The organism is Mycobacterium sp. 1245111.1 (assembly GCF_001673405.1).
Taxonomy (GTDB): Bacteria; Actinomycetota; Actinomycetes; order Mycobacteriales; family Mycobacteriaceae; genus Mycobacterium.
The window spans coordinates 1-13,082 of sequence record NZ_LZLV01000057.1 but is presented as its reverse complement, the minus strand read 5'-3'; the positions used below and the strand labels follow the sequence as shown (position 1 = coordinate 13,082).

17 protein-coding genes are annotated in these 13,082 nt (G+C 65.2%); 11 read left to right on the top strand and 6 right to left on the bottom strand.

The features are described from left to right. Positions 1 to 2 precede the first annotated feature (2 nt). The 4 genes from A5658_RS10205 to A5658_RS10190 all read left to right on the top strand — a co-directional run bounded on the left by A5658_RS10205 (position 3) and on the right by A5658_RS10190 (position 2,849). A complete protein-coding gene (locus tag A5658_RS10205) occupies positions 3 to 467 on the top strand; it encodes a hypothetical protein (protein WP_067333621.1) in 465 nt (154 codons plus the stop codon). Beyond that, complete coding sequence (locus A5658_RS10200) at positions 464 to 1,324, top strand: RAMP superfamily CRISPR-associated protein (RefSeq protein WP_067333619.1); 861 nt, start codon at positions 464 to 466, stop codon at positions 1,322 to 1,324. Before A5658_RS10205 ends, A5658_RS10200 begins: the two co-directional genes overlap by 4 nt. A 103-nt stretch (positions 1,325 to 1,427) precedes the next feature. Next, positions 1,428 to 2,153 (top strand): hypothetical protein, encoded by a 726-nt coding sequence (locus tag A5658_RS10195; protein ID WP_067333617.1) that lies wholly within the window; start codon positions 1,428 to 1,430, stop codon positions 2,151 to 2,153. Between the two features lie 234 nt (positions 2,154 to 2,387). Next, positions 2,388 to 2,849, top strand: coding sequence for a helix-turn-helix transcriptional regulator (locus tag A5658_RS10190; protein WP_197503091.1), 462 nt, complete (start codon positions 2,388 to 2,390; stop codon positions 2,847 to 2,849). 94 nt (positions 2,850 to 2,943) lie between these two features. On the opposite strand, the gene A5658_RS10185 is transcribed toward A5658_RS10190, so the two are convergent. From A5658_RS10185 to A5658_RS10175, 3 genes are all read right to left on the bottom strand, one after another. After that, positions 2,944 to 4,161 carry a DUF6545 domain-containing protein gene (locus tag A5658_RS10185; protein ID WP_067333613.1) on the bottom strand — a complete coding sequence of 406 codons (1,218 nt, stop codon included), beginning with the start codon at positions 4,159 to 4,161 and terminating at the stop codon, positions 2,944 to 2,946. 58 nt (positions 4,162 to 4,219) lie between these two features. Continuing rightward, positions 4,220 to 4,723: a hypothetical protein gene (locus tag A5658_RS10180; RefSeq protein WP_082993077.1), complete on the bottom strand. Its 504-nt coding sequence runs from the start codon at positions 4,721 to 4,723 to the stop codon at positions 4,220 to 4,222. A 141-nt stretch (positions 4,724 to 4,864) separates the two neighbouring features. Then, positions 4,865 to 5,965, bottom strand: coding sequence for a hypothetical protein (locus tag A5658_RS10175; RefSeq protein WP_067333611.1), 1,101 nt, complete (start codon positions 5,963 to 5,965; stop codon positions 4,865 to 4,867). A gap of 322 nt (positions 5,966 to 6,287) precedes the next feature. Here A5658_RS10175 and A5658_RS10170 point away from each other — a divergent pair, with 322 nt between their 5' ends. After that, positions 6,288 to 6,746 carry a helix-turn-helix domain-containing protein gene (locus A5658_RS10170; RefSeq protein ID WP_067333609.1) on the top strand — a complete coding sequence of 153 codons (459 nt, stop codon included), beginning with the start codon at positions 6,288 to 6,290 and terminating at the stop codon, positions 6,744 to 6,746. Positions 6,747 to 6,756: 10 nt separating this feature from the next. Here the strand turns inward: A5658_RS10170 and A5658_RS10165 are convergent, their stop codons facing one another. Beyond that, a complete protein-coding gene (locus A5658_RS10165) occupies positions 6,757 to 7,332 on the bottom strand; it encodes a DUF6036 family nucleotidyltransferase (protein WP_067333607.1) in 576 nt (191 codons plus the stop codon). After that, entirely contained in the window at positions 7,332 to 7,850 is a 519-nt protein-coding gene (locus A5658_RS10160; RefSeq protein ID WP_231997268.1) for a helix-turn-helix transcriptional regulator, read from the bottom strand. Before A5658_RS10160 ends, A5658_RS10165 begins: the two co-directional genes overlap by 1 nt. Positions 7,851 to 8,101: 251 nt before the next feature. Here A5658_RS10160 and A5658_RS27995 point away from each other — a divergent pair, with 251 nt between their 5' ends. The 5 genes from A5658_RS27995 to istB all read left to right on the top strand — a co-directional run bounded on the left by A5658_RS27995 (position 8,102) and on the right by istB (position 11,283). Next, positions 8,102 to 8,266 carry a hypothetical protein gene (locus A5658_RS27995; RefSeq protein WP_156751354.1) on the top strand — a complete coding sequence of 55 codons (165 nt, stop codon included), beginning with the start codon at positions 8,102 to 8,104 and terminating at the stop codon, positions 8,264 to 8,266. Beyond that, positions 8,263 to 8,403 carry a hypothetical protein gene (locus A5658_RS27990; protein WP_156751353.1) on the top strand — a complete coding sequence of 47 codons (141 nt, stop codon included), beginning with the start codon at positions 8,263 to 8,265 and terminating at the stop codon, positions 8,401 to 8,403. The genes A5658_RS27995 and A5658_RS27990 overlap by 4 nt, the downstream gene beginning before the upstream one ends. Further along, complete coding sequence (locus A5658_RS27985) at positions 8,400 to 8,624, top strand: hypothetical protein (RefSeq protein ID WP_156751352.1); 225 nt, start codon at positions 8,400 to 8,402, stop codon at positions 8,622 to 8,624. The genes A5658_RS27990 and A5658_RS27985 overlap by 4 nt, the downstream gene beginning before the upstream one ends. Positions 8,625 to 8,794: 170 nt before the next feature. Continuing rightward, positions 8,795 to 10,489, top strand: a complete 1,695-nt coding sequence (istA, locus tag A5658_RS10155; protein ID WP_067333768.1) for an IS21 family transposase — start codon at positions 8,795 to 8,797, stop codon at positions 10,487 to 10,489. Next, positions 10,489 to 11,283 carry an IS21-like element helper ATPase IstB gene (istB, locus tag A5658_RS10150; RefSeq protein WP_067333602.1) on the top strand — a complete coding sequence of 265 codons (795 nt, stop codon included), beginning with the start codon at positions 10,489 to 10,491 and terminating at the stop codon, positions 11,281 to 11,283. The genes istA and istB overlap by 1 nt, the downstream gene beginning before the upstream one ends. Positions 11,284 to 11,317: 34 nt before the next feature. Here istB and A5658_RS10145 read toward each other — a convergent pair whose 3' ends face one another. Beyond that, a complete protein-coding gene (locus A5658_RS10145; protein WP_067333600.1) occupies positions 11,318 to 11,755 on the bottom strand; it encodes a hypothetical protein in 438 nt (145 codons plus the stop codon). A 63-nt stretch (positions 11,756 to 11,818) separates the two neighbouring features. Between A5658_RS10145 and A5658_RS10140 the strand changes: the two genes are divergently transcribed. Next, entirely contained in the window at positions 11,819 to 12,712 is an 894-nt protein-coding gene (locus A5658_RS10140; protein WP_067333766.1) for an alpha/beta fold hydrolase, read from the top strand. Positions 12,713 to 13,082: the final 370 nt, after the last annotated feature.

Here is a 13,082-nt window from a genome sequence, read left to right as displayed (position 1 = left end):
GCATGGCCACACCCGAAGCGCCGTCGACGCCGACCCGCGCCTGGCAGAGCCTGGTACCTGAACTGCCGCCGTTCGCCCACCCCGGCGACCCAGATGTTGATGACGCGCAAGCAGTCGCCGCCGACACCGCCGAACGTCTCCTGCTGTTGCTGCACTACTCCATCGACTGGCAGAACAGCTGGGTCGCTGACCGCCGAAAAACATATTGGGACAACGAATTCCCCAGCCATGTGCGCGGCGCGGCCAACAGCAACGACTCCCTCGACGGCTGGTGGTCAAATGCCTCACGGCGTCTCACCGCGCTGGCTCCCCGCCAGGCCGACCGCCGCCTCGAGCTCGCGATCCTGCTCCGTGAGCCCGCCGAACCGGTCATCACCATGCTCCTGGACCGGTTGCCCGCCCTGGTCCTGCGTGTCCGGATCATCGCCGAGGCCGTTGCGGCCGCCCGCCCGGAAGCCTCCGCATGAGCCTGCTCAGCGTCGTGTGGGACATCGACATCACCGCGCAGTCCTCGATCATCCACCGCGACGACTACAGCGGGGCCGCAACGATCTTCACGCCGTTTCGCCGCGAAGACGTCATCAGCCCCACCGGCAAACGGGTCCGTGTTCCGATGGTGTCCGGCGGCAGTTTCCGCGGCGTACTGCGCCGAATCGGCGAAGGCCTCACCGCGGCGATCCTCAACTACGAGACCTCGCTACCCACACCGGCGGCGCACCTGCTGACCAACGGCGGTCGCCTGGCCAAAACCACCCGCCCGCTCACCGACGAACAGGAACGACGCCTCACCGACCTGCTGCCGCAAGTCGCGGTGTTCGGCGGCGCCGCCAGCGGGCGCATCCTGTCGGGCCTGCTCGCCGTCGACAAAGTGCGTCCCGAAGTCGCCGAACTCGCCCACCTCTTGAATCGCCGCCCGAAAGGTGAACTGCCCAAGGCGCTTACCGTGTTGGGCGAAGAAACCTTCACCCACCTCAACGACCGTCGCCAGCATGCCGGCTACCCGCCCGCACCCGACTACGACTCCGCCACGAGCCCGCTCGGCCGCTACGCCGTGGAGACGCTGCGCGCCGGCACCCGCCTGCAAACCCAGGCCCGCTTGGACAACGCCACCGCTGCCCAAGTGGCGTTCTTCAGTGACGTCCTGGCCGCCTTCGCCGATCACGGCCACTTGGGCGCGCGCAGCGCCGCCGGCCACGGGCGCATCACCGCCTCCATCACCCGCACCGTGAAGCGCGGAAAACTATCCGCCCGCCGCGTCGACTGGGCCGGCGACCTCGCCGGCCGCCGCGACGACGCCCTCTCCGCGCTTACCGAGCTCGCGTGAGCGCCTCCGCTCTGCCGATAGGCGCGAAACCGGCTTGGGTACAGGCTGTTTCGCTGCGCACCACGGCGCGCAGCGGCCGCCCCCGGAAGGTCTGGCGGTGAGGGTGGAGCCGCTCATCATCACCGCGACCACACCGCACGGCGTTGTGTTATCGCGGCCGTGGGGTATCGCCCTGGACGGCCTGCTGGCCTCAGTGCTGTGGCATCGCGACAAGTGGGCGGCCCGCGCCGCCGGAAACTGGATCACCTATCACCACGACCAGGTGCCCGAGCTGTACGAGTTGCCGCTGGCGCGCTGCGGGGACCCCGACCACGACCCGGACTGGCACTGGCTGGCGACCTTCGCCGACCTGCACCCGCACCTCGGTGCCGACGATCGACCCGACGTCCGGTGGCGCACCGGGCGCACCGATCGCCGTCGACTCCAGCACCTGAGCGCCTCGATCAGCGCCCGCTCGGTGTCCAGCTACAGCGGCCGCTACCAACACCGCACCATCCCGGTCACCGCTCATCCGGCCGCGGCCGCAACCTGGCGTGCCGTCGGCGATCCCGATGCGATCCGCGATCTCCTCGACGAGCTGCCCTCGATCGGGAAACATCGCGGCGTCGGCGAGGGCGTCGTCACCCGATGGGAAGTCACTTCGGCCCCCGGAGTCGACCCCTGGGAGGCCGGCCACACCCACGAGCCCGGGATACTCGGTCGCACCGCCCCTGCGCGATGCCTGGCGCATCACCCCGACATCAGTACCGGGCCAGCGGGCAACGCCGCTATCCGACCGCCCTACCTTCACGCCGAAAGTCGCACGCCCGCATACCATCCGGCGCGGTGAGTACGTTGAGTGCAGATGAAGCGGCCCTGCTAGACCACCAGGCACATCGACAGCAAGGACTGCTATACATGCTAGGCGAGCTATGTATGCGTTAAGTGGGTCGGGCGCAGCGGCGAGCGCCGGCGAGACATCGGCTTCGCACGGTAAGCGGTGTGCAACGAAGCAGCTACGGTCGGCGTCTCGCTTTGTAGCATGGATGCGTAACGCGGGGCGCTCATGGTGAACGGGAGCAACTTGAAGGCTGATGAAGATGCCGCCGGCGCCAAGGTGCCCGGCACATTGGCAGACCGGCTGAACAGGCTCTTCGATCTCGTCAGGAAACCGAACGAGCCACCGATGTCGAATGCCGCTGCCTCGGCCGCCATCAAGGAAAAGACGGGCGTCTCGATCAGCGCTGCCTATCTGTGGCAGCTACGCAATGGAACCAAGGACAACCCCACCGTCGCTCATCTGAGAGCGCTCGCAGAGTTCTTCGGACTGCCGGCGTCCTACCTCGTCGACACAACCCCAGACCCAGGCCTCGAAGCACAACTCAATTTGTTACAAGCCCTGCGCGACCACGGCGTCCGCGGCATCGCGCTGCGGGCATCCGGACTTACCCCTCGCGCCTTGACCAACCTCGCATCAATGATCGACCACGTACGCCGCCTCGAGCGGCTCCCACCGATCGAGCCGGCGCCGCCGCAAGATCCGTAGCCGACCCCAGCACGGCGCGGACGCATCTCGATCGGAGAGAACGTAGCGCCGGCGGACCCCGGGCTTCAGCCCTGGAGGACGTCAACGGTCGCAGTCAACGCACCGAGGTCCCGCTCGTCTGCTCCTGCTCCACCGAGGTGCCGGTGCGCACGGCCGTGGCTGCGTAGGCCGCTGGCCACCACTTCGCAAGCTGTTGCAGCTCCGAGGCATCCTCTTCGAGAGTGGTGGCAGACGACGTTCCGATCAATCCAGGGTCGCCGACGGCGGCCGTGATTCCGGCGACGCTGTTGCGCGCTGCCTGCGCGAGATAGATGGCTGCGGTAGCCGAGGGGAAATGCGTTGGTGCTGCCCCGATCTCGTCGAGAATAAGACGGAGGGCCGCTGGCGCAATTTTTCGACTGAACGGACGCAACTGCAGCATCGCATCGCGAATCTCAACGACGGTGTGGTGCAACCGAACCGACGGCGTCCCCATGGGGCCGCTGTGTTCGAAGTCGAAAGCGCAATCGGGAACCGTCCGGCGCATGTCGCGGCGCAACTCCTGCAGCTGCCGCCAGCTCCGCGTCGCCGAGTCCAGCCCGAACAAGGCGATCAGCTTGTAGACGCACGGAACCGCGCCCAGCAGGGCGGTTGCCGACACGATCCAGAACGTCACCACACCGTGAACGTGTTCGCGGTAATTCGCGGTGTTCGTCCATCCGAGCTGATCGGTGACCTGCAAGCCCACCTCTTGGGCACAGGTCAAGCCAATGGCTACGCCCAACCCGAATGCGCCGAGCGCGACGAGACGTTCCTGGCGTCGGTTGACGGTGCGCAGCGCCCCGATGGACAGCCGTAGCAAGAAAACCGCCAGCACTACAAGCATCGCGACCGCGAAGGCCCATGCCGCTGCGCGGTCCCACCCATCCGCGATCTCCAAGGCCTGGCCGGCGCGTCGCGCGCGCGTTCCGCAGACGAGGTAGGCCGCGGTGAGGGCGACCGCCGGCCACCGGTAGCGCCGGTGGAGCTTCGCGGTGGCGGCGTCAGGGATCGCGGCCCACAGCATGGCGAAACCGATGAACTCTGTGCCGGCAAAGGCGAGTAGGGCGCCGCTGAGCTGCTGGGCCCACGCGGTCGTGATGGAGCTGTGCCGAGAAAGTGCTTGTTGGACAACGGGTTCGCGTAGGAAGTCAGCTAGCAGCAAAAACGTCAGAGTGCCGTTGAAGTACCTGTCGTAGCTGTTGGCCCGAAACCAGCACCAGCGTGCGATGACGACAAGAACGGTGAATGCCAGACCTGGCCAGGCGATCAGACCGGGAATTGTTGACGTCATGACCAGGCCGCCGACCTATGTCGGCGTTGCCTGCTGCCAGCGGTGATGATCTCGGCCTCTACTGCCGGCGGAAGAACACGCTGCGGAACATCGACGTCCGCTCGTTGGCTTCGGCGGCGGCGATCATGATCATGTTGGCGAACACCTCAGCTTCACGTTCCTGCGGGCTGGCGTAGTCCTGCCGGCCGAGCACCCCGAGCACCGATGCAGGGTCAAGGTCGGGCAGGAGTTCGCGGCAGAGCCGGTGGGCGGCGTTCTCGTCAGTGCTGGGCGTGTCCGCGGCGCGGCAATGCCCCAACACCATGTGGCCTATCTCGTGCCGCACGATGTGATCGATGTGGTAATCGGACGTGGCGCTGTGATACAGGATCAGATCGTCGTCGGCACGTGTCAGCCATAAACCGCACAGGCTCCCGTAGGGCACAGCGGTGCTGCGCGGAATGAGCTTGATCGGCCTTCCACGCTTTCGCGCCATATTCGCGATGAATGTCTCGCGGTCCCAGGGCGCGGGAATGGGCAGAGCGCGCGCCATTTCGAGCATGTCGTCAACGGATAAAGCCATGTCCATCACCTTCCGCGCCGTCACAGCTGTGGCGGCTCCCGCGGGCTGTGGAGGAGCCGCCGCTATCACGCGCGCGCCGCCACTATCACCCCTATGCGAGCACGACGTATGCACTAATCCCGCAGAAGCGGGGCGCGGGTCCTAATCGCCCGGCGCTTCGCGCTCAGACAGCTCGCCCAGGCCGTCGTGGACAGCGGTTCGCGTCGGGACGCTGCGACGTCTAAGCGCCCGCCGAATAGCAGGCGATCGCTGTCGCAGCGTTTGCCACCACAGTTCGATGCCCACAACGACCGCGGCTATTCCGAACACAAAGAAAGGAGCAATTAGACGCAGGTGCGTTATATCACCAAGGCTATGCGCGACAACAATTCCCGCCGTGTAGATAATCACGAAGAACCGTTGTCCGATATTGACCTGGTCGGCGATTCTGGCCGCCATAAACGCCAGGAGCAGCCCACCCCCGGACCACACCGCTGCCCACAGCATCCAGGCCCACACGGTGCGGTGATCGGCGTAGTAAAGATGCAGCGATCCGCGCGCCATCGCGCTGGCCGCGATCGCCGCGCACTGCGGGCGCCAGCCGCACCCCGCCAGCAGCAGCAAGGCGACACCGGTGAATACGATCTCCTCCTGGGGCCCGGCCATGAGGTCCAGCAAAAACTTGTAGCTGGGGGCGGCGCCCGCCCCGGTGATCGCTATGCACCACGGATCGGGCAGCGCGAACGACTCACTTGCGGCTCCCGCCAGCGCGTGGACTAAGCACGCGCCGGCAGCCACAAACCAGCCGGCGGGAACTCGGCTAATGCGATCGCCGCGAGGACCCGGGGCGGCAGCAGGCAGGAAAATCGCTGCCAAACACAGGCCCAGCGCCGCCTCAATGAGACGAACCACCAGGGAGCCGGCGCCGGCGCCCACGCCGGCTCCCACCTGGCACGGCGGCAGCCAAATCCACTCGATGACTCCGAAAACCATGTCGGTGCCGAAGACCACGACCAGGCTCGCCACATATCCCGCCAGCCGTCTGCACTCGCCGCCGCCGCCGACGGTGGTGAGCCCCGCCGCGCACCAGAACACGGCGGCCAGCGCAGTGACCTGCCCGCCGACACCGGCGACAGCAAGCGGGTCGGCGTGGGTCAGGACGAGTTGCAGACACCACTGTGCGGCGGCCAAAATCCCGGCGGCCACGAAAGCCAGCCGTCGGCGTCGCACCAAACCCAGCGACCCGGTGGGGTGTGTCGGCATGGCTGCACCGTAAGGCCAACTTGCGACACGAAACGGATCAGCGATCCAACGCGCGATCAGATGGTAGAGGTAGCGCGGCGGACCCCGGGCTTTAGCCGTGGGGGTGAGCGCGTGGAGTTCGCTTGTGTGGGGTGCGGTTTTGGCGAGTCGACACAGTAGATAGCGGATGGCTGTCTGGCGTTGTCGGGCGTGGGTGTTAGGTTGCGGACGAGCGCGAATATCGCGTTACAGTGCGCGTATCACGTGGTGTAACCGGTGGTCACCGGACCCTGTTTAGTAACATGGGTATAGATCGCAAGCAGCCGCATGAAACGAGAGTAAATTGCCCACGGCAGACGGAATTGGCGCCGCACCTTCGGGCAGCAGCACGCTCGCCGAACGACTGAACAGGCTTTTTGAGGTCATGCGCCGGCCGACGGAGCCGCAGCTGTCCAACGCTGCGGCCGCCGAGGCGATCACCAAGCAGACAGGTGTATCGATCAGCGCGGCCTATCTGTGGCAGCTCCGCAACGGCATGAAAGACAACCCGACACTGGCGCATCTGCGTGCGATCGCGCGGTTTTTCGGTCTGCCGCCGTCGTATCTGATCGACGATGACCCTGACCCGAACATCGAGGCGCAACTAACTCTGCTGCAGGCGTTGCGCGACACCGGTGTGCGCGATTTGGCGATGCGGGCTTCAGGCCTGACACCGCAAGCGCTGGACAGTGTCGCGGCGATGATCGACCACGTACGCCAGCTCGAGCAGCTTCCGCCGGTCAAATCGACTCCCGAGGGGTAGAGCGGGCAGGCTATTCGAGGGTGTTCATTCGATGAGCAAGCCACGCTCTGGCGCGTGTGGCCGCGGCGCGGTGCTGCTCGGGTAGCCCAGCAAGTCTGGCGTCGATCACGACCGGGTCTACCAGGCCCGTGTACAGCAGCGCCCCAACGAAGTTTTCGTCTTTCTCGCGCAGAGCGCACAACTTCGCGACGCACAGATCCTCTTTGTCCAGGCACCAGCCGATGTACTGCGGTTGGCCCGCCGGTGCGGCCGTGTTGGCGTTCTGTACCTTGACCAGGCGGTCATGCCAGCCATCGGCGAGTACGGAGGTGTTCAAGTCGACGCCGTCGATCCAGAAGCCGTGCGTCTGGGCGAACGGAGACAGCTCGCCGGCGACACCCTCGATTTCGTCTGCGAGGCGGGCGATCGCGCCGGCGTCGTCGGCGATCGGTAGGACGTCGATTTCTAGCGACCTGGTTGCGAACACCGGTAGCTGGCGTTCGTGGTAGGTGCCCAAGATGGCTTGGGAGCCAACAATAATCACCTCGGTCAGTCCCGAAATTTGGCAGGCGGTGCGGATCGCGTGCTCGAGCTGATCGCGGCGCATCAGCGTTGTGATCGCAACACGCGCTGGCGCTGCTCCTCGGGGAGGAGCCCAGCCATGGGGGAGACCTCGCGCATTTCGATGTCCTCGCGGCGCAACCCGGTCAGTACCCGCTTGAGGCCGGCGGTGTCGCCGTCTTTAATCAGCGTCGCCCAGCGCTCCAGGTTCCGCGCGTGGGGCTGGCCGTTCGTCCCGGCCCGTAGCCGGCCGACGTTGTCGTCGATGACGGGCTGCCACTGCACCAGCGCCTCAGGGGTGACGAGTTTCGCGAGCTCGCGGTGCAACAACCACGATCGCCGCTCAGAGCGCGTCAGCCCGGCCGGCAGCGATTGGCGGGTGACCTCAAGGCGATACCCCATGCAGCCCAACAGCCGTTCCAGCAGCTCGTCGCTGAGATCGACCTTGCCGGACAGGTATTGGCTGATGCTGGGCTGATGAACCCCGCTGAGTCGGGATAACTCGGACTGACTGGTCCGGGTCTCCGACATTACCGATGCCAAGATCGAGCCGCGCCCAGCCATACCCGCAGTATAGCAAAAAATACTATAGTCCAGATTTGAAGATCAGCTCTCCGGCAATCCTCGCCCGCTACCCAAAGCCGCAAAAGAAGGCGTCGACACACCCGGCGTTACTCGGCCCGGCGCCCCGACAGGGCACCATCGGTTCAGGCGAAAGACGTGAGCACCGGCTAGTTGTTGCCACTGCCGTAGAGACGAACTGAAAGAGAGCCATTGATGCCGCGCCGGCCTACCGCTACCGAACGGTGTACGACATGAACGGACTCGGGCGCGTATCTCACCGCATGATCGGCAAGGTGGTTTCGCATAAGCCATCGGGTCGGCTGGGCATGATCGTGAAGGTGTCACCACCGGATGGTGTCTACGTCGATTTCAATGGTGAGACGGAGTTTCTCGACTCGGAAGACTTGAAGGAATGAGCGCTTTTCTGGACTGCGCCAGGCTGTCCCTGCTGGCCGGCATCGCGTTAGGGCTGAGTCATTCAGTCGTCACGTTGCCGGCGCCCTCCGGGCAATGCCTCGCCAGCCGGGTTGCGTGGGGAGGGGAAGCGCCGTGAAGAACGCAGGTGTCCTCGCCGGCGGCCCCGCTGATGGTGCGCTCGTCGACATCGACCCACGAGCTCACCGATGGGTCGTCCTAGACGGGCACTGGTACCTGAGGGACCGTTCGAACGAGCAGATGCTGACCGCCGCCTCGTCGGCCGCCGTCCGTAGAGGTGAACGGTTCGTCTATCGGCACAGCATCACCTGTTGCGTCACAACCTGGAGTAAGGACTGAAATGAGCAAGATCGGTGAGACACAGATGTTCGGCGAATTGGCTGAGTGTGACAGGTTTGGCTGGCCCCGTTTAGTCGCGGAGTGTCAGGTTTGGGTGGCTCCACCGCGACTCGCCGGGCGGGTTGTGTCAGGTTTGAGTGGCCCCACTTCATCGTCGCGGTATGACGACGATGGCAGGAGCCAGAGCGGGGTCCAGGGTGGAATTGTTCGAGCAGATCCGACGAGATTGCCGGGTGGATGGGTTGTCGGTGCGGGCGCTGGCCAAGCGGCACCGGGTGCACCGTCGCACCGTTCGGCAGGCGTTGATCTCGGCGCAGCCACCGGCGCCGGCGCCACGACGGTGGCGATCCCGCAAGATCGACCCGTTCGCCACCGCGATCGATGAGATGTTGCGGGCTGATCGTGATGCCCCCCGTAAGCAGCGCCATACCGCTCGCCGGATTTTGGCCCGGCTGATCGACGAACACGACGCCGCAGATCTGTTGTCGTATTCGACGCTGCGCGATTATGTGGCCCGGCGGCGACCCGAAATCGCCGCCGAGACAGGCGATCAGCTGGTCGAGGCGTTCGTGCCGCAAACCCACGAACCGGGGCGCGAGGCCGAGGTCGATTTCGCTGAACTGTATGTCGATCTGCCCGAGGGGCGCACGAAATGCTTTCTGTTCACGATGCGGCTGTCGATGTCGGGCAAGGCCGTGCACCGGGTTTATGCGACCCAATCCCAGGAGGCGTTCCTGGAAGGCCATCTTGCGGCGTTCGATGAATTCGGCGGCATCCCCACCGGCCACATCCGCTATGACAACTTGAAGTCCGCGGTGACGCGGGTGCTTTTTGGTGATCGCGGCCGGATCGAAAACCAGCGGTGGGTGTTGTTCCGATCCCATCAAGGCTTCGAGGCGTTCTACTGCATCCCCGGGGTCGCCGGAGCCCACGAGAAGGGCGGTGTTGAGGGCGAAGGCGGCCGCTTCCGCCGCAATCACTTGGTCCCGGTCCCACGCGTTGCGTCACTGACGGAGCTGAACCAGCGCCTCGCTCAGGCCGACCGCGTCGACGACGATCGCCGGATCGGGCATCGCATCCGCACAGTCGGTGAAGACTTCGCCATCGAGCAACCCCTGCTGGCGCCGCTGCCGGCCGAGCGGTTCGAACCGGGCCTTATATTGGAGCCCCGGGTGGATCGCCATGGGCGAATCATGGTGCGCAGCAGTCAGTATTCGGTGCCGGCGCGGTTCATCGGCCGTCGGGTGCGGGTGCGGCTGCGCTCCAACGAGCTGTTTGTCTTCGACAGCACCACGCTGATCGCGCACCATCAGCGCTCGATCCGCAAAGGCGCCCAAATCCTCGAGCTGGACCACTATTTAGAGGTGCTGAAGATGAAACCCGGCGCACTGCCGGGGGCCACCGCCTTGGTGCAGGCACGCGCGGCCGGCATCTTCACTGTCACCCATGAAGCGTTCTGGGCCGCAGCGCGTAAAGCGCACGGTGACGCCGCGGGAACCAGGGTGTTGATCGACGTGCTGTTGTTGCACAGACACCTAGGTCACGCCGACGTCATCGCCGGAATGGCCGCGGCTCTGCAGGTGGGGTCGACCAGTGCCGATGTGGTGGCCGTGGAAGCACGCCTGGCCGCGCACGGCGGCGACGCCTCAGACGATCGGGCCCAAACCGACGCTGCCGGCGTCGGCCGGCAGCGTCGCGTGATCAGCTTGACTGAACGACGGCTGACCGACCCCGCGGCGGTCATCGCCGGACTGCCGCCTGATACTCGGCCGTTGCCTTCGCTGGCCGGCTACGACGAGCTGCTGACCCGCCGCACCTTAAAAGCTGACTGGCAACCGTTGCCGGTGACCGGTGGGGTCCGCTGATGGGCGGCCCGAGCCGACGGCGTCGAGGACTGAGCGCTCAGGCCGCTGATGCCGCGGTCGATCAGGCCTGCCGGCAACTACGGCTGCCGTCGGTGCGCACACTATTCGCCGACATGGTTACGACCGCGGAAAAAGAACAACTCACCTACCAAGGCTTCCTGGCCGAGTTACTACTAGCTGAGTGTGATGACCGGGCCCGGCGCCGCTCGGTGCGCCGGGTCAAAGCCGCCGGGTTCCCGCGCGAGAAATGGTTGGGCGACTTCGATTTTGAGGCTAACCCGAACATCAACCCCGCCACCATCCACACCCTGGCCACCAGTGCGTGGGTCCGTGCCGGGCAGCCATTGTGTTTGATCGGAGACTCCGGCACCGGCAAGTCGCACTTGCTGATCGCGTTGGGCACCGCGGCCGCCGAAGCCGGGTTCAGGGTGAAGTACACCCTGGCGACCAAACTGGTCAACGAACTCGTCGAAGCCGCCGACGAGAAGATCCTGGCGAAAACGATCGCCCGTTACGGCAGAGTCGATCTCATCTGCGTTGACGAATTGGGCTATATGGAATTAGACCGCCGCGGGGCCGAGCTATTGTTCCAGGTATTGACCGAGCGTGAAGAAAAGAACAGCGTCGCAATAGCTTCCAACGAGTCGTTCTCAGGATGGACCAAAACATTCACCGACCCACGCCTATGCGCAGCCATCGTGGACCGACTCACGTTCGGCGGCAACATCATCGAAACCGGCACCCACTCCTACCGACTAGCCCACACTAAAGCAGCCCACACTGCCACGACGTGAATGCACACTCGCCTCAGCACGCCAAAATCAGGCCTCAGTCGGCGGTTGCTGAAGCCATCTGTGCGCGTAGCGCGGCATCGGCAGGGCCTGCGAAGGGATCACCAAGGGAGCCGACGAATACCGCGGCTATCTCGCGCGGATCGGCAGCCGCGATCGTGCGCCACGCCGCCAGATTGGGGTGGTCCACATCGGTCGCCGCCTCGGCTGGCTGCAGCGCAGTAATCGCCTGGGCCAAACAGGCTGCCGAGATGGAGATTTCACGCGTCCCGTGGGAGTAGCCGACCACTTCGGCCAAAATCACTGCCGGCAACCCGTGAGTGCCACCCGGACGGTTGACATACGGGAACACCCAGTCCTGGCCGCGACGAAACCCGACTGCGTACGCCATCGGATCCGCCCAACCCTCGATCCGGCCGCTACGAGCGCGGCGAATCTCGTGCAGACCCGCCAGCGTCGACCAATCCTCAACCACGAACCAATTCAACCACTGAGCACCTGCACGCCGGCACGGATGTGGCGGGGCACAATGGGGGCGATGCAGACATTGACGATCCGCGCCGGCGTCCTTGACGTGGCTGTTGAGCGTCACGGTGATCCGGCCGGGTGGCCGGTCGTACTGTTGCATGGATTTCCCTACGACCCCCGCTGCTACGACAAGGTCGCACCCCTACTGGTCGGCGCGGGAGCGATGGTGGTGGTGCCCTACCTGCGCGGCTACGGGCCCACCCGCTTCCTGAGCGCGGCGACGCCGCGCTCAGGGCAACAGACCGCGCTGGCCTCAGACCTGCGCGCCCTGATCGCCGCGCTTGAATTGGCCCCGCCGATCGTTGCCGGTTTCGACTGGGGAGGTCGCGCCGCATGTGTGGCGGCCGCGCTGTGGCCCGACCAGCTACGTGCGCTGGTCACCGCGTCGGGTTACAACGTCCAAACCATCGCCGCCGCGTCGTCACCGGCACCACCAGAAGTCGAGCGCAAGCTCTGGTACCAGTACTACCTTCACGGCGAACGCGGCCGAGTCGGGCTTGACACATACCGGAGCGAGTTCACGCGCCAGTTATGGCATGAGTTCTCACCGCACTGGGACTTCGCCGACGACGAATTCGCCACCTCCGCAGCATCATTCGACAATCCCGACTTCGTCGACGTCGTCGTGCACTCCTACCGACACCGCTACGGCCTAGCCGCCGGTGACCCTGCCTACCAACACTTGGAAGACCAGATCGCAACCCAGCCCCCAATTGCGATCCCGACGGTCGTTGTTGATCCCCAGGCTGACCCTCTCGTACCCCCAGGGTTGCCGCGGGCAGTCCACGAATGGCGCCTTCACGCCGTGCTTGACGTTCGTCACGCCGACGTCGGCCACAACGTGCCCCAAGAAGCACCCGAAATCTTCGCCGAGGCAGTCCTGCACGCCCACATCCACAGCTGAACGGGACAGTCCCCAGTTCCACTGCGGTCTCACGGCTCTCAGCGTGCGCGTTTCTTGTCGTCGGAAACCTAGAAGCCGTTATCCCCAACGTTAGGCAACGGTGGAGCCAAGCCAACTTGCTCTAGTGGGTCCGTCCAAACTTGACATACTCAAATTGGCGGTATTCGTAGCAACGCACTCGTACGACGGCAAGGAGCAACTCCCTGAGAGCCAGTGGCACCCGCGCATCAGCGACGGACGCTTCGGGGAGTGCTATGAAGGCGACTCTGCAGGTGCCCGACAACTCGCATCTGTGAATCGCCCCGGTGAGTTCGGAGACTTTCTGATTTGAGGACTCAGCCGGCGGCTGGTCTCCGTTGGTGAGCGTAAT